This is a genomic window from Amycolatopsis sp. NPDC006125 (assembly GCF_040614195.1).
GTDB classification, from domain to species: domain Bacteria; phylum Actinomycetota; class Actinomycetes; order Mycobacteriales; family Pseudonocardiaceae; genus Amycolatopsis_E; species Amycolatopsis_E tucumanensis.
In genome coordinates this window covers 21,557-45,393 of record NZ_JBEXTZ010000072.1, presented here as the reverse complement: position 1 = coordinate 45,393, position 23,837 = coordinate 21,557, and the positions used below count along the sequence as shown (strand labels likewise).

The window sequence follows — 23,837 nt, the reverse complement described above, 5'->3', positions numbered from 1 at the left end:
CAACACAGCACCTCTAACACTCTTTCCCTACCCGCCGCTCTTCCGATCTCGGCCCGGCGCGTGGCCCGGCGGCGATCGCCGCGGCGCACGCGGAGGCGGTCCGGTGCCTGCGGGCGTTGCTGGCGCTGGGCCGGTCCGGCGAGGGGGCGTCCGCGGGCGGGCTCGGGTTCCTCGGGGTGCTGCTCGGCGAGCGCGGCGATCTGACCGGTTTCGTGTGGCGCACGCTCGGCCCGGTGCTCGACTACGACGAGCGGCGCGGCACCGACTTGACCGGCACGCTGCACGCGTACTTCGCGGTGGGCGGCAACCTGACGCGGGCGAAGGAGGCGTTGCACGTGCATGTCAACACGGTGGTGCAGCGGCTGGACCGGATAGCGACCCTGCTCGGCGACGACTGGCAGGAGCCGGGGCGGGCGCTGGAGATCCAGCTCGCGCTGCGGGTGCAACGCTTGACGGGGCGGCGGAGCGGGTAGCCGGGGGCCGACGAAGGGAGGCCCGATGAACGTGACCGCGGGTGATCTGAAGGCGCTGCTGGACGCCGGGAACGGCGCGCAGCTGGTCCTGCAGGAGGGCAGCCTCGCGGTGCTGCCTGCCGAGGAGCTGCCCCGCCACGAGGGCGCGATGACGGTCATCGAGCGCGAGACGCTGCGGCAGCGGGTGGGGGAGCAGCCGGAGGACCGTGAGCTGGATGAGCAGGCCGCGATCCTGTCGACCCAGATCGACACGCTCGGCGCTTGACTCGGCCTGACTCGGGCGAGAATTCGTCAGCGCGATCCGGCGGCCACCAGCCTCGCGGTGATCGGTTCGAGCTCGGGGATCAGCTCTCGAGCTCGGCGGGGGAAATGCCACAGCCGGGCGACCGGATCACCCGGCACCGCACGCGCAGCCCGGCGTACATCACCCGCCCCGCGGTGGGCGCGCTCGTCGCGGCCTTGGTGGTCAGGTCGGCGGCGCGCACCAGGCCCGGGGAGCCGGCCGGCTCGTCGCCGAGGATTCGCCGCAGGGAGGCCGCGCTGCCCCGTTCCCGCGCAGCCGCGGACGCTTCGCGATGTGCCGCGCGGCCTCCCCGTGGGCGAAGCCAGATCCGCTCCACGAGCTGGAACATGCGACGGGCGATGAGCCGGCTCAGCGGGCGTAGCCGGCCAGTTCGGGTTCCGCCGGCGCGTGAGGGTACAGCGCGACCTGCGTCGCCACCACCGTGGCCATCTGCACCTCGTCCACGGCGAGGTGCAGCGGGTCCACGCCGGGCATCAGCAGGCGCGTGCAGACGTCCGCGGGCAGCCGCGCGGGGTCGGCCGGGCCGTCGTGCGTGAGGGCGTCCACCACCAGCGCGAACGCGACCCCGTCGGTGGTGCCGGTGGTCAGGTGGTCGGCCACGTGCGCGGGACACACCTCCTGCAGGCCGACGTTGCTGATCCGCCCCTGCCCGGTGTGCAGCGAGCTGCTGCCGTAGTCGTTCAGGTTGGGCGCGACCACCTCGTCCAGCACCGTGTAGACGTTCGTGTAGTCGATGCCCGCCCAGGTTTCCGCGCCGCTGTTCAGCGCGGTCAGGAACGCCGATCCGGTGCGCTGCTGCCAGAACGCGGGCGCGCAGCCCGGCAGGCAGACGGCCGAAGCGACGACCGTGCCGTGGTTCGACGGCGCCAGCCCGACCACGTCGCTCACCCGCGAGCGAGTGTCCGGCCAGTACTTGAGCGCCCAGCGCGGGACCATGCCGCCCTGGCTGTGCCCGACGATGTCCACGTCGCGCCCGGCCGCGGTGCTGACCGCGCGGATCGCGTGCACGACGTACTCGGCGGCGACCTGGATGTCGGCCATGCCGTTGTCCGGCAGGGCGACCGTGCAGAACGGACGGCCCAGCGCGGTCAGGGCGGGCCCGTAGTTCCAGGCGAAGACCTCCGGCGTCAGCGTCGTCCCGGCGATCAGCAGGATCGGGTTGTGCCCGGACCCGCGGACGTCCCCAGAACACACCAGCGCCGCGTCGAGCGCGGACTCGGGGACCCGCAGCGCGGGGCCGTCCGCGGCGGTGGCGGACGCGGGCGCCAGCACCGCGCCCACGAGGACCAGCAGGGCGAGCAGCGATCGCTTCATGACCGTCCTTCCGGCACACTCCGTCGTGTGGACCGAGGGGATCTTGTCACGCCGGCGGCCGGGGAAGCGACTTCACGGTGGTGAACGCCTTCGTGATCCGCGCCGCCCAGGTCTTCGACGGCGAACGCACCCACCGCGACCTGCCGGTTCTCGTCCAGGACGGCGCCATCGCGCGGCTCGGTGGCCCGGTGCCGGACTGGCCGGTCGTCGACTCGCCGGGCACGTTGCTGCCCGGCCTGATCGACATGCACACCCACCTCTGCGGCGACGGCGGGTTCGGCGCGCTGGACCGGCTCGCGGACTACTCCGAGGACGAGCTGGACGACGTGATCGAGCGGGCGTTGCGCACGCAGCTGGCCGCCGGGGTCACCAGCGTGCGCGACCTCGGCGATCGCCGGTACGCCACGCTGCGCTGGCGCGGCCGTCCCGGCCTGCCGTCGATCCTCGCCGCGGGGCCGCCGATCACCAGTCCCCGCGGGCACTGCTGGAACATGGGCGGCGAGGCGAGCGGCGCCGACGGCCTGCGCGCGGCCGTCGCCGAGCGGGCCGAGCGTGGCGTGGACGTCGTCAAGGTGATGGCCAGCGGTGGCGGCATGACGCCGGGCACCGACATCATGGCCTGCCAGTTCACCCTCGACGAGCTGCGGCTGATCGTCGAGGAGGCCCACGCGGCCGGGCTGCCGGTGACCGCGCACGCGCACGGCACGCCGTCGGTGGAGCAGGCGGTGGCAGCGGGCGTGGACGGGATCGAGCACTGCAGCTGCTTCACGCCCGAGGGCATCCGGATGAGCGACGAGCTGGCCGCCGCGATCGCCGCGCGCGGGATCACCGTGTGCCCCACGCTCGGGGCGGTCGGCGAGATGACGCCGCCGCCCGCGTTGCGCGAGTTCCTGGAACGGACGGGTTCCACGATCCGCGACCGGATCGGCCAAGTCGTGCGGATGGCGGACGCCGGAGTGCGAATCGTCTCCGGCGGCGACTCGGGTATTTCGCCGGGCAAGCCGCACGGCATGCTGGCGACATCGGTGGAGTGGCTGGTGGACGGCGGAATCCCGGCGGAAGCGGCGCTCGCTTCGGCGACGTCGGTGGCCGCGGAGGTGGCGGGTTTGGATCGCAAGGGCCGTATCCGGCCGGGTTTTGACGCGGATCTGCTGTTGGTGGATGGCGATCCGTTGAGGGACGTCACGGCGTTGGCGCGTCCGGTGGGGGTGTGGCTGGCGGGCGCGCGGGTGCGGTGACCGCTGCGGCAGGTCGATGGCACCGGCGCTCCACGCGCGCAGCTTCTCCGGGTTGCGCACCGCCCAAATGCGCCGGATCCTCCCGCCTGCGATCTCGAACGCGTACACCGAAACGGTGACACCGTCCTGCTGCGCGATCAGGCACGGCTGTCCGTTGACGGTGCGCTCCAGGAGCGTGTGCCCGCGGAACCGGTGCTCGAGGCGGCCCAGCGCGCTCAGGATCCGTTCGGCGCCCTCGACCGGGTGGAGCACCGTGCTCACCAGGCCGCCGCCGTCGCTGATCGCCGTGGCGTCGGGGGTGAGCAGGCCGAGGAGGGCCTCGATGTCACGTGCTTCCCAGGCCCGTTTGAAGTCCCGGACGACCCGACTCGATGACGCCGGCCGAGCGCGTCGCGTTCATCCTGCACGACGTCTTCCGGTATCCGTTCGCCGAAATCGCCGAGATCGTCGGCCGCACCCCGGCGGCGTGCCGCCAGCTGGCCTCGTCGGCGCGCCGCCATGCTGACCGACTCGTCGAGCGTCACCCGGTCGGCCGGGTCGGCCGGGCACCACTCCCGACTGTCCGGCACCGGCTCGGGAATCCATTCCCCCACATAGGTTTCCCGCCGCGCATGGGCCGAGGACAGCACGTTGAGGCACAGGCGGCCGGCGACCTTCGTCAGCCAGGCGCCGGGTGCGGCGATGGCGTCCTGCTCGTCGCGGGACATGGCGTACCAGCGGGCGTAGGTCTCCTGGACCACGTCCTCGGCCAGCGAACCGAGCAGCCGGTACGCCGGCGCCCTCGCGGCCAATCGCCTGCGGATGCGCGACGACCTGGACGTCACGCTAGTCAACCCCCGTCCGGCGTTCGTCGACCGCGTCCGGCTGCACCAGTTCGTCGCGGGCGCCGGAGAGGCCACAGGGGACTACGGCACGTTGCTCGACGACGGCGTCCACCTGGTCGTCGACACCGCCACGCGCATCGACACCGCCGCCCGCGCCGTGCGGCTGGCCGCGAGCTGGGCTACGACTACCTGGTCTACGCGGTCGGCAGCACCGCGGCGGCGCCCGCGGTGCCCGGGGCGGCCGAATTCGCCGTCCCGATCGCCGAACTGGAGTCCGCGCGGCGGCTGCGTGACGAGCTGGCGGCGCTGCCACCGGAAGCGCCGGTCACGGTGCTCGGCGGCGGGCTGACCGGCATCGAGACCGCCGCCGAGCTGGCCGAACGGGGACGCCGGGTCACCCTGGTGTGCGGCGGGACGCTGGCGCCTTCGTTGAGCGGGCGGCCGCCGGTACATCGCCAAGTGGCTGTCCCGGCACAGGGTCGCGGTGGCCGAGACCGTCAAGGTCGCCGAAGTCCGGCCGGACGCGGTCGTCTTCGCCGACGGCACGACGCGGCCGAGCGCGCTGACGATCTGGAGCGCGGGCTTCGCCGCGCCGGAGGTCGCGGCCGCGAGTGGGCTGCGCACCGGCGACCTCGGCCGTCTGCTCACCGACGAGACGCTGACCAGCATCGACGACCACCGGATCGTCGCGGCGGGCGACTCCGCCGCGCCGTCGGGCCTGCCGCTGCGGATGAGCTGTCAGGTCGCCGGCCCGCTCGGCGCACAGGCCGCCGACACCGTGTTGAGCCGCATCGCCGGGACCGAACCGCCGGTGCTCGACGTGGGTCTGGCCGGGTCGTGCGTCAGCCTCGGCAGGCACGCCGCCGTGCGGCAGTTCGCCCGCAAGGACGACACCGCGCAGAACTTCCACGTCGGCGGCCGCCTCGGCGCGGCCTACAAGGAGCTGACCTGCAAGCTCGGTGTGCTGAAGATCCGCCGCGAGGCCCGCAAGCCCGGCTCCCTGCGGTGGGTGAAGGGCGGACGGCGGGTCACAGGCCCAGTGACCGCAGCAGCGCCCGCAACTCCGACTCGTACAGCTTCGCCGGGTCGGTGACCTGCGGGCCGAGGTGCCCGTAGACCTCCAGCGAGATCAGGCCGTGCATCCGGCCCCACGTGCGCAGCGACAGGGCCAGCACGGCGGGCGGCAGCCCGGGGAACTCCTCGCGCATGTGCTGGACCAGGGAGGGGCCGAAGTCCTCCCAGGTGAACTCGTCCGGGGCCTGGACCGTCGCCCAGGCCCCGGCGATCAGCTCGGTCAGCAGGGCGCACGCCCGGCGCTCGGCGTCCGCCGCGGCACCGCCTTCGGGGGCGCGGTAGCCGGGCACCGGATCGCCGTAGATGAGCCGGAAGCCCTCCGGGTTGGCGAGCGACCACGCCCGCAACGCGCGGCCCCACGCCAGGATCCGCCCGGCCGGGTCCTCCGTGGGCACGGCGTCCCGCGCGGCTTCGACGGTGTCGACGAGCGAGGTGTAGACGTCCGAGATCAGCGTGGTGATCAGGTCGTCGCGGGTGGGGTAGTAGCCGTAGATCGCGCCGGCCGTCATGCCCATCTCACGCGCGATCGCCCGCAGCGAGATCGCGTCCGGCCCGCCCTTGGCCATCAGCTCCAGCGCGATCGTCTTGATCTCGCGTGCCGTCTCCGCCCGCAGCCGTTCCCGGCGGCTCGTCGTCCCTTCACCCACCTTGACACTGTACGGCGTTGGTCTACTATTCGCCGTGTTGCTACTACACGCCGTGTAGTAAACGAACGCCGTTGAGGAGACGTGATGGCGAGAGCAGTCCTGTTCGACCGGCTCGGCGGGCCCGAGGTGCTGCGGGTCGAGGACCGGCCGGTGCCCGAGCCCGGCCCCGGCGAGGTCCGGATCCGGGTGGACGCGATCGGACTCAACAGGGCGGAGGCGCTGTTCCGCGCGGGCACCTACTACGAGCAGCCGGTCCTGCCGGGGTCCCGGATCGGCTACGAGGCGGCCGGGGTGGTCGAAACCGGTGCCGAGGGCTTCCCCGAGGGCACCGAGATCAGCACCCTCGCCTCGTTCTCGATGCGGGACTACGGGGTGTACGGCGACCGGGTCGTGGTGCCGGTGTCGAGCCTGGTCCGCCGCACGGTCGACGAGGTCACCGGCGCGTCGGTCTGGCTGACGCACCAGACCGCGTACGGCGCGCTGGTCGAGCGCGGCGGCCTGCGGCCGGGCGACACCGTGCTGATCACCGCCGCCTCGAGCGGGGTCGGCATCGCCGCGATCCAGATCGCCAACCACCTGGGCGCGGTGCCGATCGCGGTGACCCGCACCGCCGCGAAGCGGGACCAGCTGCTCGCGGCCGGCGCCGCGCACGTCGTCACGCTCGACTCGCAGGACCTGGTCAAGGAGGTCCGCGCGCTGACCGGCGGCGACGGCGCCACGATGACGTTCGACCCGGTCGGCGGCCCCGGCGTGGTGGACCTGGTCGAGGCCACCGCCGTCGGCGGGCTGCTCGTCCTCTACGGCTGGATGGCCGGTGAACCCACCCCGCTGCCGATGAACTGGGATCGTCAGGTCACGCTGTTCGGCTACGGCAACGGCAGCTACGTCGCGCGGAACCCGGAGCGCCGGCGCCGGTCGGAGCACTTCATCAACGCCGGCCTGCGCATCGGCACTCTGCGCCCGGCGGTGGACCGCGTGTTCGACGACCTGGCCGACATCGTCGAGGCGCACGCGCACCTGGAGTCGAACGCCCAGGTGGGCAAGGTCGTGGTCCGCGTTCGTCACTGAGCGAGTGAACCCCCGCCGGCGCGGGTAGCCCTCTCGGCGAAGCGAAGGAGGTCACCGTGTCGACGGACAAGAAGGACGTCATCGCGTTGCTGGAGGACCAGCACCAGGAGATCCGCCGCCTGTTCGGCGTGGTCGAACGCGCGAAGGGGGATGAGCGCAAGGACGCCTTCCGCGACCTCGTGCGGCTGCTGTCGGTCCACGAGACCGCGGAGGAGGAACTGGTCCACCCCGAGGTGCGGCGCCAGGAGGGCGGCGAGCCGATCGTCGAGGCCCGCATCGGCGAGGAGCACCGCGCCAAGGAACTGCTGTCCACATTGGACGACATGGGCCCGGACGCGGAGGGCTTCGACACCCTGCTGATCCAGCTGCGGGACGACGTGCTCGCCCACGCCGAGCACGAGGAGCGGTCGGAGTTCCCGCTGCTGCGCCAGGCCTACGACAGCAAGCGGCTGGAGGCGATGGCCGACACGGTGCGGGCGGCCGAGGCCGTGGCCCCGACGCGCCCGCACCCGGGAACGGAAGGCGCCGCGAAGAACATGCTGCTCGGCCCGCCGGCCGCCTTGATGGACCGAGCCCGCGACGCCATCCGGAGCGTGCTCAAGCGCTGACGCCCCGGAATCCGGCCGCCCGCCGCGAGGCGGGCGGCCGGTTCCGCGTCACAGACCGACCCGCACCACGCTGCCGCTGCCCGGCGCGCCGGGCGGGTTCGGGCACGCGCCGCAGTTCGACACGTACGCCTTGCCGTCACGCAGCGCCAGCCCGCCGGGCATGGTGAGCTGCTGCGTCACGATGTGCTGCGCGCCGTTCTTGCCGACCTGGATCAACGCGCCCGACGGGTCGCCGCTGAGCAGGCCGTTGTGCGCGATTTCCAGCACGTACAGCTTCCCGTGCGCGAAGCCGATGTCGATGATGTTGGTGAAGCCCTGCGCGTACACCTGCGGCGCCTTGCCCGGCACCACCCGGTACACCCGCGCCGCGCCCTTCGGGAACGGGAAGCCGGTCAGTTCACCGACGTACAGCGCGCCGTCCGGGCCGAGCGCGACCGAGGTCGGAACCGACTGCATCGGGATCTGCGAGCCGTCCGGCGCGGTCGCCATCCTGGTCGGGAACGTGGCGATCGTGTGGATGCGGCCCTTGTCCGGGACCCACAGCAGCGAGTTGCCGCCCGCGTCGACCACGACGCGGCCGCCGGGCAGGGCGAGGACCGAGTTGGGGTTGCTGTCCGGCTCGCCACCGTCGGGGTTGGCCGTTGCCTCGTAACCGGCGATGTCGGCGACCGGTTTTCCGTTGCGCAGCAACCACCCCATGAACTGCTGCCCCTTCGGCGGCAGGTTCGTGCGCACCGCGGGGTTCGCCCCCAGGCCGACGGTGACGTACATGTTGCCCTTGCCGAGGAACGAAACGTCCGACGGGCCGATCGCGCCGGAACCGTCGCGCGCGGCGAGCGACGGCACGCCGCTCAGCACGCGTTTCTGCTGCCCGCGGTCGATCCGCGTGACGCCGCCGGATTCGCCGTAGCAAACTTCGCCCTCGGGACCCGCCATGCACGGGCCGGCGCCCCCGCGTCCGGACTCCGCGACGTACAGGGCCCCGTCAGGCGAGAACGACAGCCCGCGCGGGCTGTGCAGGCCGCCGGCCACTGTGGACACCTTGCCGCCGGCCTCCGCGCTCAGCGGAACCAGCGTCACCGCGAGCGCGGTGGCGGCCGTCAGCAGGATTCGGGATGTTTTCATACGCCCGTCCTTTCACGACGATGTGCCCCCCTTCCGGAGACGGAATCGCGCGGACGAACGTTACGAGGAGATTTCGGTTGAGGGCGCAAGTAAACACGCAGCCGTTGCGTCGGGATTTCCACCAGCTGCCAGGACAGCAGCCCGCACGCGTAGGCCAGCGGCAACGCCAGCGCCATCAGCAGATACGAGTTGCGCACCCCGGCGAACACGATGAGTTGCTGCACCGGCATCGCCCAGATGTACATGCCGTAACTGCCGTAGACCCACTTGTCGTAGCGCGCCAGCCGCCGCGGCCAGTGGTGCGCCCACACGATCGCGCCGTACCCGGCGGCGAACGGCAGCACGATCCGCGCGCAGGGCTGCAGGACAGGCACGAAGTTGACCACCAGGTACACGGCTACGCCCGCGTACGCGGCGGCTCGCGACAGCGGAATCGTTCCGTGGTAACGGTGCATCACCATGCCGATGACGAACGCGACACCGAACGCGACCATCGCGCCGACGGGCACGGACAGCAACGACCCGCCGCGGCCCTGGAAGGTGTAGGTGGCGCCGAGGAAACCGTCGAGCACGACGATCCCGGCCAGCAGCGCGAACAACCCGGCCCGGGCGCGGCCGAGCAGACCGGTCAGTCCCGCGACGAGAACCAGCGCGTACCCGGTGGTCTCCATCGGCAGCGTCCACAGCGAGCCATTCGCCGACCATGGGTACGGGTTCTCCGCGAACACGCCGGGAAGCAGGTGCTGCAACGGGTACAGCGCCGCGTTGTGCACCACGTAACCCCAGGTCGCCGTGTCCGTCCAGTACTCGGACGCGTCGAGCACGGTGACCAGTGGACCGATCACGAACGCGGTGAACATGACGACGACGAGCAGCGGCGGCCAGATGCGCAGCACCCGTTTGGCGGCGTACCGCCACCAGGACGCGTCACGCGCCCAGCTGTCGGTGATCTGGAAGCCGCTCATCGCGAAGAAACCCATGAGCGCGAAGTAACCGGGGGACAGGTCCCAGCTCGCCGGCAGGATCGTCAGCCGCTGCGGGTCGACGAGCGGGAACGAGTGCTCGACGACGACCATGCTCGCGCCGATGAGCCGCAGCCACGCGAACCCGGTCTCGGCCTTGGCGTACTTGACGGGGCGGATCTCCTGCGTGCGCTCCGCCGAGTTGTCCACCGGCACCGCTCAGCCCAGCAGTTCGGTCAGCGCGGCGCGCGCGACGTCCGGCCCGAACTGCGCGGCCACCGCGGCCTGACCGGCCCTGGAGAGCCGGAGCCAGAGCGCGTCGTCGGTCAGCAGCGACACGATTCCGGCGGCGATCTCCTCGGCCTTGTCCCCGGCGAGCACCTCCGCGCCGTGCCGCAACCGCATGCCTTCGAACGCCAGCGTCGTGCCGACCACCGGGACACCCGCCGCCAGGCTCTCGCCGACCTTGCCCTTGACGCCGGCGCCGAACCGCAGCGGCGCGACCGACAACCTGGCCGTCTCGTAGAGCGCGTCGAGGGCGGGCACCCAGCCGCGGAACTTCACGCCGTGACCGTCGAGCGTGCGCAGCTCGTTCGTCGGGTCGTGGCCGACCAGGTCGAGCACCGCGTCCGGCACCTGCCTGCGCACCAGCGGCCAGATCTCCCCGGCCAGCCAGTACGCCGCGTCGCGGTTGGGCGGGTGCTCGAAACTGCCCACGAACAACACGCCGGGCCGCCCGTCCGGGCTCGCCTCCGGCCCCGGAGTGTGCACATTGGACAGCACGCTGACCGGCGCGCCCGGCGCGAGGTCGGCCAGCAGGTCGCGTTCGGCGTCGGACACCACCAGCGTGCGGTCGCAGGCGCGCACCAGCGCCAGCTCCAGCTCGCGGTAGAGCTTCGCGCGCTGGTGCAGCATCGTCGACGTCTCCGGCGCGCCGCCCAGCCGCTCCACCAGCTCGGCCTCCCGGGACAGGCGCACGAAGTGCAGGTCGACGGTGTCGAACACGATCCGCGCCTGTGGCGCGCAGATCCGCAGGCGGTCGGCGAGGTGCCAGGCCACGGTCGGCCGGGACAGCAGCGCCAGCCGGATGTGCTTGCCCGCCTCGTGCAGGAACTGCTCGCGCAGGCCGTTGTCGGTGAGCACGGTGATCCCGGCGCGGTGCAGCTGGTCCAGGTACGCCGGGTCGGCGGGCGGCCCCATCGGGCAGAACACCACGCGGTGACCGAGCGCGACCAGCTCGTCCAGCAGGCACCGCAACCGCACCGATCCGGAGTCGCGGTCCGGGGTGGGCACGGTGACGTCGGCGACCAGCACCAGATCGCCGTCGCGCTGGGTCCGGCCGGGCACGCGCTGGCGGGCGATCCACAGCGGCGCGCCCGGGTCGGCCTGCTCCGCGAGGGCACCCGCCCACTTCTCGGTGAAGACCTCGCGGTTGACCTCCTGGTACCGCTTGACGCCCTGCGTGACGTCGGTGCCGTGCGAGACGCCCTCGTGGTGGACGACGACCGCGTCCGGGACCACCACGACGCGCCTGCCCGCGGCGCGGACCGCGAACGCCAGATCGGTGTCCTCGTAGTAGGCGGGGGAGTAGCGCTCGTCGAACCCGCCCAGCCGCTCCCACAGGTCCCGGCGCACGAGGATCGCCGCGCCCGAGCAGTAGTCGACGTCGCGAACGGCCTGGTAGCGCGGGTCCTCCGGGTTGTCGCCGTGGCCGTAGTTGGCGGCGCTGCCGTCGGCGAACACGATGCCGCCGCACTCCTGCAGCCTGCCGTCCGGGTAGACCAGCTTCGCCCCGGCCAGGCCGATGCTCTCGTCGCCGCGGACGACTTCGGTGAGCTCGTCCAGCCAGCCGGGCCGGACCTCGGTGTCGTTGTTCAGCAGCACCAGCAGCTCACCGCGGGCCTGCGCGGCGCCGAGGTTCACGGCGCGCAGGAACCCCAGGTTCTCCGGGGCACGCACGAGCCGGACACCGGGGCACGCGGCGAGCTGCTCGGCCGAATCGTCCGGCGAGGCGTCGTCGACCACCACGACCTCGAACGGCACGCGCGTGCCGCTCTCCTCGATCGCCTGCAGGCAGCGGCGCGTGTAGCTCCACTGCCCGTGCACCGGGACGATGATGCTGACGAGCGGGTCGACGCTGGTCGAGACCGTGACCGGGCCCTCGGTGGCGCGGCGCCGCGGCCGGTAGCGCTCGATGACCTTGCGGTACTTCGGGCCGCCGTCGTCGCTGGTGAGCCGTTCGATCTCGGCGCGCAGGGGCGCGGCGGCGCGTTCGGCGGCCGAGCCGAGCAACGTGAGCTGCGGGTCCAGCATCGTCGCCGCGGCGGGCACCTCCACCGGGTTGTCGGAGGCGACGCCGACGAGGTAGGTGTGCGGCGCGCCGGTGCCGACCGACCAGCTGTCCTCGCCCGTGCGGCGCAGCTGCTGCGACAGCACCGGGCCGTGCTCGCGGTCGCTGGTGAGCACCGAGCCGATCGCCACGTTCTGCCGCAGCACCGTCACGTGCCGGAACGACGCGCCGAGCAGCGCGCGGAACTGCGGCTCGGTCAACTCCTTGACGTGGAAGGGGTTTTCGTTGCCGTGCTCGTGCGTGTAGACGAGGACGTCCGGCGTGCTGGTGAAGAAGACGCCGCCGGGCGCGAGGCGGGCGCGCACCAGCGCCATCAGCTCGTCCTGCTCGGCGACGTGCTCGAGCGCCTCGAAACAGGTGATGACGTCGAACTTCCCGGCGTCGGCGAGCAGGCCCGGGTCGGTCATGGAACCGGTGGTGAACCGCAGGTTCGGCTGCCCGCCGTAGCGCGCGCGGGAGTGCTCGACGCTGGCCTCGTCGATGTCGACGCCGATCACCTCCGACGCGTGGGCGGCCAGCAGCGCGCTGCCGTAGCCCTCGCCGCTGGCGAGGTCGAGGACGCGGCGGCCGAAGGCGTAGCGGGCGGCGAGCGCGTAGCGGTGGTAGTGCTCGTAGATCACCTGGATGTCGTCCGTCCAGGGCACGCAGCGTTCGCCCGTCCAGTCGATCCCCCGAGGTCCCACCATGAGCCGGAAGGCTACCGGTACTGGGGCCGCGGGTGATACTGATGCCCGGTAATCTGCGGCGGGGAGGGAATTACTGACGGTGTCCAGTGACGTCCGCCGGCAGCGCCGGGAACTGACCGTCGGGATCGCGATCATCGTGGTGCTGGCGCTGGGTCTCGCCGTGTCCGCGACTGGGTACCTGCTCACCCGCAACGCCGGCCTCGCCGATCCGCCGGACGCGAAGCCGGCGCCCGAGCACAGCGCGCTGGCCCTCGTCGAACCGCCCGGCGCGCCCGGCCCGAGCGGGCCGTTCACCCTCGCCGCGCTGCGCAGCACGGTGTCGCTGCCGCAGCCGATGGTCGACGTGCTGACCACGGCCGGGATGAGCGACGGGGTGCGCAAGACCGCGGTGCGGGCCGGGGTGACGATCGGCCTGTACGCGCTGGCGACGGGCGACCCGCGCGGGGCGGTGCGGGCGTACGGTGCGGGGGTGGAGCTGCAGGGGCTGGCCGCGGACCGGGACCTGTCGCTGGAGGGTGTGATCGTGTACGGCACCCCGGTGGGCGCCCCGCTGGCCCGCTTCGCTGCGGCGTACGTGCTCTACGACCGCGTGGTGGTGGTCGAAACGGCCGGCCACGGCGACGCGGCGCACGACGTGTTCCGGACGACGCTGCAGCGGCAGATCGAGCTGGCCCCGCCGAGCGACCGCTCCTGACGGCGCGCGGCGGTCTGCGCCGCCGGTGAGGACGTCGTGCTGCCTGAGGTTTGCCACGGTGTCGGATCCGCGGCGGCGGAGGCGCCGCAGGGCGGTTCGCGCACCGGCCGGGACCGGGTGCTCGGCGGATGTTCGGCGGTAGCCGGGAGTGCGACCGCGATCCGGTGTGGACGGTCCTACCAGTCCGCCGAATCCCACGCGCCCAAGCGAAGTCGGCTCTCGAAGCGGTGCTCCGCGCCGGTCAGCGGGTCGGTGAACGCGAGCACCTTCGCCAGCAGCTGCAGCGGACGGCGGAACTCACCGGGCGGCACCTCCCGCACCTCCGGGTACAGCGGATCGCCCAGGATCGGGATTCCCAGCGAGTTCAGGTGCACCCGCAGCTGGTGCGTGCGGCCGGTTTCGGGCACCAGCCGGTAGCGGCCCAGCCCGTCGCGGTGCTCGATCAGCTCCACGTGCGTCCGCGCGTTCACCGGCCCCGGCAGCTCCCGCGCGGTGAGCACGCCGCGCTTCTTCACGATCCGGCTCTCCACCACACGCGGCAGCGCCAGCTCCGGCGAGTAGGGCGCGATCGCCTCGTACTCCTTGTGCACCAGGCGATCCCGGAACAGGTTCTGGTACGCGCTGCGGTGCGCCGCGGTCTTGACGAACATCAGCACACCCGCCGTCAGCCGGTCGAGGCGGTGCGCGGGGGAGAGTTCCGGCAGGCCCCGCGTGTGCCGCAGCCGCACCAGCGCGGTCTCCCGGACGTGCCCGCCACGCGGCGTGGTGGCCAGGAAGTGCGGCTTGTCGACCACCAGCAGGACGTCGTCCTCGTGCAGCACGGTCAGCTCGAACGGCACCGGCACCTCGTCGCAGCGGTCCCGGTGGAACCACAGGAAAGTGCTGGGCGTGAACGGCGTCGTGGCGTCGATCGGCCCGTCCACCCCGACGATCGCGCCCTCGGCCAGCATCGCGTCGATCACCGCCGGGTCTAGCTTGGTCAGCTTGCGCACCAGGTAGTCGCGGATGGTGTCCCACGGGCCGTCCGGCGGGGTCCGGATGCGCGCCGCGTTGACCCCGTCACGCGGCGGCAGCGGGGACGGGGGCGGCTTGCGTCTCATCGGTCAGCACTGTAGCGAGGGGCCACCGCGCCCGCCGCGACCACCGCCACCGCCGCGACCAGCGCGAACAGCACGAACCCCGCCGAGTGGGCCAGCGCCGCGGCTCCACCGCGTCCATCACCAGGTTGCGCAGCGTCGCGAAGCGCAGCCCGTAGCCCGCGCCGACCAGCGCGTTCGCGGCGTACACAGACCGTGCACGCAGGCCAGCAGCGCGAACCGGGGCAGGCTCCGCGACCTGTTCGGGCACCGGCGGGTGCTGCTGGCCTGCCTCGGGCTGTCGCGGTGGGCACGGTCGCCTGCGCGCCGCCACGCTGCGGGGAGTGACCGATCCGCCACCCCCCCGCCGGCCAACTCGCTGCCCCGAGCAGCCGCCTCCTGGTCTTCCTGGACGTCGTGCTGGGCCGCGCCCACCGCGAGGTGCACGGCGACCCCACCACGCCGGAACGCAACGCCGGGATCTTCGAAGCCGCACGGGCGAGCTCGGCAGCGCCTACACTGAAAGCACTGGTACCGCACCTGCGCGCCGCCACCGCCGACGAGATCTTCGACGCGGAGCTCGACATGCTCGTCGGCGCGATCCACGCCGCACGGCGGCAGTAGGCCGCAATCCCCGGGGTTGTCGGTGCCCTCCGTTACCCTGCATACGCGCGGCGCCCTGGTGCCGCACCACCCCAATCGCTACTGGGAGAGAAGATCCTGTGACTGCTTCTGCTGAGCCTCTCTACGGGGCCGACGACCTTACCCACCTGGAAGGCCTGGAAGCGGTCCGGAAGCGCCCCGGCATGTACATCGGGTCGACCGACAGCCGCGGCGTGAACCACCTGTTCACCGAGATCGTCGACAACTCGACGGACGAGGGTGTCGCAGGTCACGCCACGAAGGTGGTCGTCACGTTGCACGCGGACGGCAGCGTCCAGGTCGACGACGACGGCCGCGGCATCCCGACCGGTGTGCACGCCAAGTCCGGTCTGTCCGGCGTCGAGCTGGTGCTCACCCGGCTGCACGCGGGCGGCAAGTTCGGCGGCTCCGGCTACAAGACCTCGGGTGGCCTGCACGGCGTCGGCGCTTCCGCGGTCAACGCGTTGTCGCACCGTTTCGACGTCACCGTCCGCAACGGCGGCAAGGTGCACGAGATGTCCTTCGCGCACGGCACGCCGGGCGTGTTCGACGGCCCCGGCCCGAAGGCGAAGTTCACGCCGCAGCCCGGGCTGCGCGTCCGGGGCAAGATGAAGCGCGGCGAGCGCACCGGCACGTCCATCCGCTACTGGCACGACTCGCGGTACTTCGAGAAGGGCGCGGAGCTCGACGTCGAGCAGGTGCGCACCAAGCTGCGCAACACCGCGTTCCTCGTGCCGGGCGTCACGTACGTGCTGCGCACCGCCACCGAGGGGTCGATCAGCGAGGAGACCTTCCACTTCCCCAACGGCCTCGCGGACATGGTGGAGTACCTCGCGCCGTCGGACGAGAAGCCGGTGTCCGGCACGCTGATCATCCGCGGCGAGGGCTCGTACAAGGAGAACGCGGCCGACGCCAACGGCGTCATGCGGTCCAATGTGGAGCGTCACGCCGAGGTCGAGATCGCGCTGCGCTGGGGCACCGGGTACGAGCGCACGGTCGAGTGCTTCACCAACACCATCCGCAACGTGCACGGCGGCACCCACCGCCGCGGCTTCGACCGCGGGGCGACGAAGGCGTTGCAGGAAGCCATTTCCCGCACCCGCGGCCTGCTGAAGGCCAAGGAGGACCTGCCGACGCTCGACGATGTGCTCGAGGGCATGACGGCGGTCGTCCACGTGCGCATCCCGGAGCCGCAGTTCACCTCGCAGACCAAGGACGAGCTGTCCACCTCCGGCATAACCCGCGTGGTGCAGGGCATCGTGGAGCGGCACCTCAAGGAGTGGACGGAGAACCGCAAGACCAAGGCCGAGGCCAAGGTCGTGCTGCAGAAGATCGTGGACGCCGCGCGCGTGCGGCTGACGCAGAAGCAGCAGAAGGACGCGGCGCGCCGCAAGACCGCGCTGGAGGGCGCGGCGATGCCGCCGAAGCTCGTCGACTGCCGCACCACCGGCATCTCGCGCAGCGAGCTGTTCCTCGTCGAGGGCGACAGCGCGCTCGGGTCGGCCCGCATGGCGCGCGTGTCGGAGTACCAGGCGCTGCTGCCGTTGCGCGGCAAGATCCTGAACGTGCAGAAGGCCTCGCTCGGCGACACGCTGAAGAACGCCGAGATCGCCTCGATCGTGCAGGTGCTCGGCGCGGGCACTGGCCGCACCTTCGACCTGTCCGCGATGCGCTACGGCCGCGTCATCCTGATGGCCGACGCCGACGTCGACGGCTCGCACATCCGGACGCTGCTGATCACCCTGTTCGCGAAGTACATGCGGCCGGTGATCGAGGACGGCAGGCTGTTCGCCGCGATGCCGCCGCTGCACAAGATCGTCACGAAGGGCCGCAACCCCGAGACCATCTTCACCTTCACGCAGCGCGAGATGGAGCAGAAGGTCGCCGAGCTGGAGGCCGCAGGCAAGCAGATCGTCAAGCCGGTCCCGCGGTTCAAGGGCCTCGGCGAGATGGACGCCGACGAGCTGTGGGAGACCACGATGAACCCGGCGACGCGCTCGGTCCGCCGCATCACGCTGGACGACGCGGAGGCCGCGGAGGCCGCGCTGGAGCTGCTGATGGGGGAGAAGGTCGAACCCCGGCGCAACTGGCTCGTCGAATCCGCCGCCCGCGTGGACCGCGAAGCGATCGACGTCTGAGTTCCCCCTAGGAGACAACAGCAATGGCACGCCGATCCAAGACAGCCGTCACCCGGGTCGATCCGGCAGCGTTCGACCAGGCCGGCGCGCAGGTCTTCGAGAACCCGGTCAAGACCGAGATCGAGGACTCCTACCTGGAGTACGCCTACTCGGTCATCCACTCCCGCGCGCTGCCCGACGCGCGCGACGGCCTCAAGCCGGTGCACCGCCGGATCCTGTTCTCGATGAACGAGGCAGGCTACCGGCCCAACCACGCGTACGTGAAGTCCTCGCGCGTGGTCGGCGACGTGATGGGCCGCTACCACCCGCACGGTGACACGGCGATCTACGACGCGATGGTCCGCCTGGCGCAGGACTTCTCGATGAACGCGCCGCTCATCGACGGCCACGGCAACTTCGGCAGCCCGGACGACGGCCCGGCCGCGTCCCGGTACACCGAGGCGCGCATGTCGCCGGAGGCGATGCTGCTCGTCGGCGAGCTGGGCGAGGAGACCGTCGACTTCCGGCCGAACTACGACGGTTCCCTGATGGAGCCGTCGGTGCTGCCCGCCGCGTACCCGAACCTGCTGGTCAACGGCACGTCCGGCATCGCGGTCGGCATGGCGACCAACATGATCCCGCACAACATGGGCGAGGTCATCGCGGCCGCGCGGTGGCTGATCAACCACCCCGGCGCCACCCTGGACAAGCTGATGGAGTTCGTGCCGGGCCCCGACCTGCCGACCGGCGGGATGCTGCTGGGCCTGGACGAGGTGCGCAAGGCGTACGAGACCGGCCGCGGCGTGGTCCGGATGCGGGCGAAGGTCGAGATCGGCCCGCTGCCCGGCAGCCGCGGCCGCCAGGCGATCACGGTCACCGAGCTGCCCTACGGCGTCGGGCCGGAGAAGGTGATCGAGAAGATCACCGAGGAGGTCAACAAGTCCAAGCGGCTGACCGGGATCGCCGACGTCAAGGACCTCACCGACCGCGAGAACGGCACGCGCCTGGTCATCGAGTGCAAGGTGGGCGTCAACCCGAACCCGCTGCTGGCCGACCTCTACCGGCTCACGCCGCTGGAGCAGTCGTTCGGCATCAACAACCTGGTGCTGGTCGACGGACAGCCGCAGACGCTGGGGCTCAAGCAGCTGCTCGAGGTGTTCCTGGAGCACCGCTACGACGTGGTCACGCGGCGCACGAAGTACCGGCGCCGCAAGCGCGAGGAGCGGCTGCACCTGGTCGAGGGCCTGCTGATCGCGTTGCTGGACATCGACAAGGTGATCCGGCTGATCCGCAACAGCGACGACGCCGCGCAGGCCAAGGACGGCCTGATGAAGCGGTTCAAGCTGTCCGAGATCCAGGCCACCTACATCCTGGACACGCCGCTGCGCCGGCTCACCAAGTACGACAAGCTCGAACTCGAGGACGAGCAGGAGAAGCTGCGCGCCGAGATCGCCGAGCTGACCAAGATCCTCGACGACGACCGCGAGCTGAAGAAGGTCGTCTCCAACGAGCTGGCCAAGATCGCCAAGGACTTCAAGACCGAGCGGCGCACCGCGCTGATCGACGGCGACCTCAAGGAGGTGCTGGCCGCGTCGAAGCCGGCCGGGCCGCTGGAGGTCGCCGACGACCCGTGCCAGGTGATCCTGTCCGCCACCGGCCTGGTCGCCCGCACGGCGGCCGAGTCGGAGGAGGCGCCGGAGGGTCGCCGCCGCAACGGCCGGGTGAAGCACGACGCGGTCGCGGCGATGGTGCACTCGACCGCGCGCGGCCAGGTGCTGCTGGTGACCAGCCGCGGGCGGGCGTTCAAGACGGACGTGCTGCCGCTGCCCGTGCTGCCGGAGCAGTCCGGGACGGTGTCGCTGCGCGGCGGGATGGCCGCGCGGGAGCTGGTGCCGCTGGACAAGGGCGAGAAGGTCATCGGCATCGCGCCGCTGGGCGAGCAGGCGGCCGGGTCGCCCGGTCTCGCGCTGGGCACCCGGCAGGGCGTGGTGAAGGTGGTGGCGCCGGACTGGCCGGTGCGGTCCGACGAGTTCGAGATCATCGGGTTGAAGGACGGCGACGAGGTCGTCGGCGCGGCGTGGCTGGCCGATGGTGAGGAGACGTTCGCGTTCGTCACGTCGGACGCCTCGCTGCTGCGGTTCCCGGCTTCGCTGGTGCGGCCGCAGGGCCTCAAGGGCGGCGGCATGGCGGGCATCAAGCTCGCCGCGGACGCCGACGTGGTGTTCTTCGGGGCGATCCGCACGGACGACGCAGAGCACGGCGAGCCGATGGTGGTGACGGCCACGGGGGCGAGCGTGAAGATGACGCCGTTCGCCGAGTACCCGGCGAAGGGCCGCGCGACCGGCGGGGTGCGGGCGCAGCGCTTCCTGAAGGGGGAGACGCGCCTGACGGTCGGCTGGGTGGGCCCCCGGCCCGCCGGAGCGTCGAAGAACGGCGACCCGGTGGAGCTCCCGGAGCCCACCGTCCGCCGCGACGCCTCGGGAGCCCCCCACCCCGGCCCGGACGTCATCGGACACCTCATCGAGCGAGGGTGATTCCGGTGCGGGCCCGCGCTTCCGGGCGCGGGGCCGCAGGCTCGGGCCGCAGGGTCGGCCGCAACACCGGGCGCAAGACCGGCCCGGCTGCGAAGCCGGGCCGCGACGCCAGGTAGTGAGACTGGGTCGCACCACTGGTCGCGTCATCGGCCGCAAGGCCGGACGTGGCCGCGGGTCCGGGTCGAAACACCAAACCCCGTGGCGCCGGCCCGGCAACGCGGGCCCGCCGAGGTCCAACACCGGCCCGGCAAAACCGAGCCCGGCAAACCGAGCCCGTGGCGCTGGACGCCCCCGCGCCACCCGAACGAGTGATTTTGTGGAGGCGGCCGGCCGATGACGGAAGATCGTTCGGTCCTCACCCGCCCGGCGCCGGAGCCGGACGGGCAGCTCCGCTACGGCCCGGAGCCCGACCACGTCGCCGACCACTGGCTGGGCCGCCCGGACGCGCCCTTGATCGTCGTCGTCCACGGGGGCTTCTGGCGGCCCGCCTACGACCGGCTGCACACCCGGCCGATGGCGTCGGCCCTGGCACGGACGGGCGCGAACGTCCTCTCGATCGAGTACCGCCGCGTCCCCGGCGAGCCCCGCCTCGCCGCCGCCGACGTCGCCGCCGCGCTGCGTGACCTGCCGGTGAAACTCGCCGGGCAGTTCGACGGGCGCGTGGTCCTGACCGGGCATTCCGCGGGCGGCCACCTCGCCCTGCTGGCCGCGGCGACCGCGCCCCCACCAGGCCTCACCGCCACCGTCGCGCTGGCGCCGGTCGCCGACCTCGCCCTGGCCACGCGGCTCGGCCTCGGCGACGGCGCCGTCCGCGCGTTCCTCGGCGACGTCCCGCCGGACGGACTCGACCCGGCGCGGTTGTCGTCGCCGGCCGGGCTCGTCGTGCTCGTGCACGGCGACGCGGACGAGGTGGTTCCCCCGGAGCTCTCCCGCGCCTACCGGGAGGTCAACCCCGGTGCGCGTCTGATCGTCCTCCCCAATGCGGGCCATTTCGCGTTGATCGACCCGGACAGCACCGCCTGGCCTGCGGTATCGTCGACCCTGCTCGCCCCGGCAACTCAGGCGGAACCGTGGCGGGAATGACCCGAATCCTCGGAAACCACAGGTTTCTACGACCTGGGCAGGGGCTAGTCTCGCATCATGTCCACATCGGCCAGCGCGCGACTGGAAGCTGAACACAAGCTCCAGCGCATCGGTCTCGTCAGCGACAGCGCGCTCGCCCACCTCACCACCGAGGACCTGCTTCCCGAGCTCCTGGACCGCGTCCGCCAGGTCCTGCATTCCGACACCGCCGCTGTCCTGCTGCTCGAACCGGGCGGTCGGGAGCTGGTGGCGGTCGCCGCGCGCGGCATCGAGACCGAGGTGGCGCAGGGCGTCCGCGTGCCGGTCGGCAAGGGCTTCGCCGGGCAGGTCGTCGCCCGCCGCGAGCCGGTGCAGCTGCAGCGGGTCGACTCGACGACGGTGGTCAACCGGCTGCTCTGGGAGAAGGGCCTGCAGACCCTGCTGGGCGTCCCGTTGCTGGTCGGCGGCGAGGCCCTGGGCGTGCTGCACGTCGGGTCGCTCTCGCCGCGGGAGTTCACGCCGGAGGACGTCGAGCTGCTCCAGCTGGCCGCCGACCGGATAGCGCTCGCCGCCCACGCCCAGCGCTCCAAGGCCGAGCGCGCGGCGGCCGCCGAGCTGCAGCGCAGCCTCCTGCCGACCCAGCTGCCCGCCGTGCCCGGTCTCGAACTCGCCGCGCGGTACGTGCCCGGTGACGAGGGCGCCATCGCCGGCGACTGGTACGACGTGTTCCTCCTGCCCAACGGCTGGCTCGGCGTGGTGATCGGCGACGTGGTCGGGCACGGCCTGCCCGCGGCGATCGTCATGGGCCGGATGCGCAGTGCGTTGCGGGCCTTCGCGCTGGAGGGCGGCGACCCCGCCGAAGTGCTCGCCAACCTTGACCGCAAGATGCAGCACTTCGAGCCGGGGATGATGGCCACCGTGCTGTACGCGCTGATCGAGCCGAACTTCGAGCGCCTGCACGTGTCCTCGGCCGGGCACCTGGTGCCCGTGCAGGGCCGCGAGGGCGAACGGGCCAGGCTGCTCGACGTCGCCGTCGACCCGCCGATCGGCGCCCTGCGAGACGTGCGCCGCCGTGTCACGGTGACGGAGATGCCGCCGGGCTCGGTGGTCTGCTTCTACACCGACGGCCTGGTCGAGCGGCGTGGCGTCGCCCTCGACGACGGGCTCGACCGCCTGCGCGCCGCCGTGCACCCGGGTCAGGCCCAGACCGTCTGCGCCGACGTGATGGCCGAGCTGATCGGCGAGGACACCCCGGACGACGATGTGGCGCTGCTGACCGTGCGCCGCCAGAACGGCGCGGACGTCGGCCCGCTGGAGATGACCGTGCCGGCGGTGCCGGAGTCGTTGAAGGAGGTCCGGTCCGCGATGCGGCGGTGGCTGACCGTCGTCGGCGCGAGCGCGGACGCCACGGCCGACCTGCTGGTCGCGGTCGGCGAGGCCACCTCGAACGCCGTGGAGCACGCCTACGGGCCCGCCGGCGGCGTGATCAAGGTGCGGATTGAACTGCGGGGGCAGGACGTGATCGCGACCGTGTGTGACGAGGGCCGCTGGCGACCGCCGCGTGGCGAGAACCGTGGCCGGGGAACGCTGCTGATGCACCGCTGCGGGGACGAGGTCCGCATCGACCACCACGCGCACGGGACGGAAGTCATGATCCGCCGCACGATCGGGCCCGCGGAATGACGTCGGCCACCGTCGACGCCGAAAACGACGGCGGTCACGTCCTGCTGCGGGTCAGCGGCGAGATCGACCTCGCGAACGCGTCCACCGTCCAGGACCAGATCTTCACCGCGATCGACAACGACGCCATGCGCGTCTCGATCGACCTCACGGACGTAACCTATTTGGACAGTTCGGGCCTGCGTGTGCTGTTCACCCTCGCCGGGCGGCTCAAGGTGCTGCAGATGGAGCTGGACCTGGTCGTCGCGCCCGTGTCACCCGTGCGGCGGGTGCTGGAGATGTCCGGGTTCGAACCGCTCGCCGCGGTGCGTGAGGGTTGATTTCCGCGGGTAGCCCCGGCACATGGTGAGCGTCGGATACTTCCTGTCCAGCGAAGAGCACGGGCCTCGCGAGCTGGTGGAACAGGCGAAGAAGGCGGAACAGGCCGGGTTCGAGCGGTTGTGGATCTCCGACCACTTCCACCCGTGGACCGGTGAGCAGGGCAACAGCCCGTTCGTGTGGTCGGTGATCGGCGCGCTGTCCCAGGCGGTCTCGTTGCCGATCACGACGGCGGTGACCTGCCCGACGGTGCGCATCCACCCGGCGATCATCGCGCAGGCCGCGGCGACGGCGGCCGTGCAGTGCGAGGGCCGGTTCGTGCTCGGGGTCGGCTCGGGTGAGGCGCTCAACGAGCACATCTTCGGCGATCCGTGGCCGCCGGGCTCGCGGCGGCTGGAGATGCTGGAGGAGGCCGTCGAGGTGATCCGCAAGCTGCACACCGGCGAGCAGGTCACCCACTACGGCAAGCACTACACGGTCGAGCAGGCGCGCATCTACACGCTGCCGGAGCAGCCGGTGCCGATCTACGTGTCGGCGTTCGGGCCGAAGACGGCGCGCCGGATCGCGAAGATCGCGGACGGTTTCGCCACGGTGATGCCCGACGGCGAGCTGGTCCACTCCTACCGCGAGGCCGGCGGGCGGGGGCCGATCCAGGGCGGGTTCAAGGTGTGCTGGGCCGATTCGGCGGAGGAGGCGCGGGAGACCGCGCACCGGCTGTGGGCGAGCGACCTGCTGCCCGGCAGCCTCGGCCGGATCCTGCCGACGCCGCGGGACTTCGAACAGGCCGTGCCGGTGGTGACCGAGGAGCAGGTCGCGGGCCAGATCCCGTGCGGCCCGGACGCCGACGCGCACGCGCAGGCGGTGCGCCAGTTCGCCGACGCCGGGTTCGACGAGGTGTACGTGTCGCAGATCGGCCCGGAGCAGGACAAGTTCTTCGACGCCTGGTCGTCGAAGGTGCTGCCTCAGCTCAAGGGCTGAGGGGTGGGCGGACCGCCGGGCGTCCTGCCGACCCCGGCGGTCTGCTGACGCCCGGGTCCCTCA

At 72.2% G+C, this 23,837-nt stretch carries 19 protein-coding genes and 5 pseudogenes; 16 read left to right on the top strand and 8 right to left on the bottom strand.

The annotated features are described in order from the left end of the window. Positions 1-50 precede the first annotated feature (50 nt). Together ABZ193_RS30245 and ABZ193_RS30240 are read left to right on the top strand one after the other, a co-directional pair. Positions 51-473: pseudogene (locus ABZ193_RS30245) on the top strand (helix-turn-helix domain-containing protein); the annotation flags it as partial. Positions 474-498: 25 nt separating this feature from the next. Then, positions 499-738: a hypothetical protein gene (locus ABZ193_RS30240; protein ID WP_020417689.1), complete on the top strand. Its 240-nt coding sequence runs from the start codon at positions 499-501 to the stop codon at positions 736-738. Between the two features lie 104 nt (positions 739-842). On the opposite strand, the pseudogene ABZ193_RS30235 reads toward ABZ193_RS30240, so the two are convergent. Both ABZ193_RS30235 and ABZ193_RS30230 read right to left on the bottom strand, forming a co-directional pair. Continuing rightward, positions 843-1,045: pseudogene (locus tag ABZ193_RS30235) on the bottom strand (MarR family transcriptional regulator); the annotation flags it as partial. Between the two features lie 80 nt (positions 1,046-1,125). Next, positions 1,126-2,091, bottom strand: coding sequence for a lipase (locus ABZ193_RS30230; RefSeq protein ID WP_354712382.1), 966 nt, complete (start codon positions 2,089-2,091; stop codon positions 1,126-1,128). Between the two features lie 80 nt (positions 2,092-2,171). Between ABZ193_RS30230 and ABZ193_RS30225 the strand changes: the two genes are divergently transcribed. Continuing rightward, entirely contained in the window at positions 2,172-3,329 is a 1,158-nt protein-coding gene (locus ABZ193_RS30225; RefSeq protein ID WP_354712381.1) for an amidohydrolase family protein, read from the top strand. 365 nt (positions 3,330-3,694) lie between these two features. Further along, positions 3,695-3,826, top strand: a pseudogene (locus tag ABZ193_RS30220) (sigma factor-like helix-turn-helix DNA-binding protein); the annotation flags it as partial. 180 nt (positions 3,827-4,006) lie between these two features. Here the strand turns inward: ABZ193_RS30220 and ABZ193_RS30215 are convergent. Then, positions 4,007-4,069, bottom strand: a pseudogene (locus ABZ193_RS30215) (hypothetical protein); the annotation flags it as partial. Between ABZ193_RS30215 and ABZ193_RS30210 the strand changes: the two are divergent. Together ABZ193_RS30210 and ABZ193_RS30205 are read left to right on the top strand one after the other, a co-directional pair. Beyond that, positions 4,061-4,498, top strand: a pseudogene (locus ABZ193_RS30210) (FAD-dependent oxidoreductase); the annotation flags it as partial. The pseudogenes ABZ193_RS30215 and ABZ193_RS30210 sit on opposite strands and share 9 nt — an antisense overlap. 139 nt (positions 4,499-4,637) lie before the next feature. Continuing rightward, positions 4,638-5,246, top strand: a complete 609-nt coding sequence (locus ABZ193_RS30205) for a hypothetical protein (protein WP_354712380.1) — start codon at positions 4,638-4,640, stop codon at positions 5,244-5,246. On the opposite strand, the gene ABZ193_RS30200 is transcribed toward ABZ193_RS30205, so the two are convergent. After that, entirely contained in the window at positions 5,182-5,874 is a 693-nt protein-coding gene (locus ABZ193_RS30200) for a TetR/AcrR family transcriptional regulator (protein ID WP_354712379.1), read from the bottom strand. The genes ABZ193_RS30205 and ABZ193_RS30200 overlap by 65 nt on opposite strands. Positions 5,875-5,958: 84 nt before the next feature. On the opposite strand from ABZ193_RS30200, the gene ABZ193_RS30195 reads away from it, so the two are divergent. Both ABZ193_RS30195 and ABZ193_RS30190 read left to right on the top strand, forming a co-directional pair. Beyond that, on the top strand, positions 5,959-6,942 hold the full coding sequence (locus ABZ193_RS30195) for a zinc-dependent alcohol dehydrogenase family protein (RefSeq protein WP_020417694.1): 984 nt from the start codon (positions 5,959-5,961) through the stop codon (positions 6,940-6,942). Between the two features lie 56 nt (positions 6,943-6,998). Continuing rightward, the gene (locus tag ABZ193_RS30190) at positions 6,999-7,550 is read left to right on the top strand and encodes a hemerythrin domain-containing protein (RefSeq protein WP_354712378.1); all 552 of its coding nucleotides are present in this window, start codon (positions 6,999-7,001) and stop codon (positions 7,548-7,550) included. Between the two features lie 48 nt (positions 7,551-7,598). On the opposite strand, the gene ABZ193_RS30185 is transcribed toward ABZ193_RS30190, so the two are convergent. The 3 genes from ABZ193_RS30185 to ABZ193_RS30175 are packed head-to-tail and all read right to left on the bottom strand — an operon-like array spanning position 7,599 to position 12,673. Further along, positions 7,599-8,675 (bottom strand): ScyD/ScyE family protein, encoded by a 1,077-nt coding sequence (locus tag ABZ193_RS30185; protein WP_354712377.1) that lies wholly within the window; start codon positions 8,673-8,675, stop codon positions 7,599-7,601. Then, entirely contained in the window at positions 8,672-9,847 is a 1,176-nt protein-coding gene (locus ABZ193_RS30180; RefSeq protein WP_235716103.1) for an acyltransferase, read from the bottom strand. Before ABZ193_RS30180 ends, ABZ193_RS30185 begins: the two co-directional genes overlap by 4 nt. A 9-nt stretch (positions 9,848-9,856) precedes the next feature. Further along, the gene (locus tag ABZ193_RS30175) at positions 9,857-12,673 is read right to left on the bottom strand and encodes a glycosyltransferase (RefSeq protein ID WP_354712376.1); all 2,817 of its coding nucleotides are present in this window, start codon (positions 12,671-12,673) and stop codon (positions 9,857-9,859) included. A 79-nt stretch (positions 12,674-12,752) separates the two neighbouring features. On the opposite strand from ABZ193_RS30175, the gene ABZ193_RS30170 reads away from it, so the two are divergent. Next, positions 12,753-13,367 (top strand): hypothetical protein, encoded by a 615-nt coding sequence (locus ABZ193_RS30170; RefSeq protein WP_020417699.1) that lies wholly within the window; start codon positions 12,753-12,755, stop codon positions 13,365-13,367. 176 nt (positions 13,368-13,543) lie between these two features. Here the strand turns inward: ABZ193_RS30170 and ABZ193_RS30165 are convergent, their stop codons facing one another. Continuing rightward, positions 13,544-14,467 carry a pseudouridine synthase gene (locus ABZ193_RS30165; protein ID WP_354712375.1) on the bottom strand — a complete coding sequence of 308 codons (924 nt, stop codon included), beginning with the start codon at positions 14,465-14,467 and terminating at the stop codon, positions 13,544-13,546. Between the two features lie 393 nt (positions 14,468-14,860). Here ABZ193_RS30165 and ABZ193_RS30160 point away from each other — a divergent pair, with 393 nt between their 5' ends. The 7 genes from ABZ193_RS30160 to ABZ193_RS30130 all read left to right on the top strand — a co-directional run bounded on the left by ABZ193_RS30160 (position 14,861) and on the right by ABZ193_RS30130 (position 23,774). Then, positions 14,861-15,067: a hypothetical protein gene (locus ABZ193_RS30160; protein WP_354712374.1), complete on the top strand. Its 207-nt coding sequence runs from the start codon at positions 14,861-14,863 to the stop codon at positions 15,065-15,067. 98 nt (positions 15,068-15,165) lie between these two features. Next, on the top strand, positions 15,166-17,223 hold the full coding sequence (locus ABZ193_RS30155; RefSeq protein WP_027935816.1) for a DNA topoisomerase IV subunit B: 2,058 nt from the start codon (positions 15,166-15,168) through the stop codon (positions 17,221-17,223). A gap of 23 nt (positions 17,224-17,246) precedes the next feature. Continuing rightward, positions 17,247-19,736, top strand: a complete 2,490-nt coding sequence (locus ABZ193_RS30150; RefSeq protein WP_354712373.1) for a DNA topoisomerase IV subunit A — start codon at positions 17,247-17,249, stop codon at positions 19,734-19,736. Positions 19,737-20,069: 333 nt separating this feature from the next. Then, a complete protein-coding gene (locus tag ABZ193_RS30145; protein WP_354712372.1) occupies positions 20,070-20,819 on the top strand; it encodes an alpha/beta fold hydrolase in 750 nt (249 codons plus the stop codon). Between the two features lie 57 nt (positions 20,820-20,876). Continuing rightward, positions 20,877-22,481, top strand: coding sequence for a SpoIIE family protein phosphatase (locus ABZ193_RS30140; protein WP_354712371.1), 1,605 nt, complete (start codon positions 20,877-20,879; stop codon positions 22,479-22,481). Beyond that, positions 22,478-22,798 (top strand): STAS domain-containing protein, encoded by a 321-nt coding sequence (locus tag ABZ193_RS30135; protein ID WP_020417706.1) that lies wholly within the window; start codon positions 22,478-22,480, stop codon positions 22,796-22,798. Before ABZ193_RS30140 ends, ABZ193_RS30135 begins: the two co-directional genes overlap by 4 nt. A 22-nt stretch (positions 22,799-22,820) precedes the next feature. Next, the gene (locus ABZ193_RS30130) at positions 22,821-23,774 is read left to right on the top strand and encodes a TIGR03557 family F420-dependent LLM class oxidoreductase (protein WP_020417707.1); all 954 of its coding nucleotides are present in this window, start codon (positions 22,821-22,823) and stop codon (positions 23,772-23,774) included. The last annotated feature ends 63 nt before the right edge of the window (positions 23,775-23,837 follow it).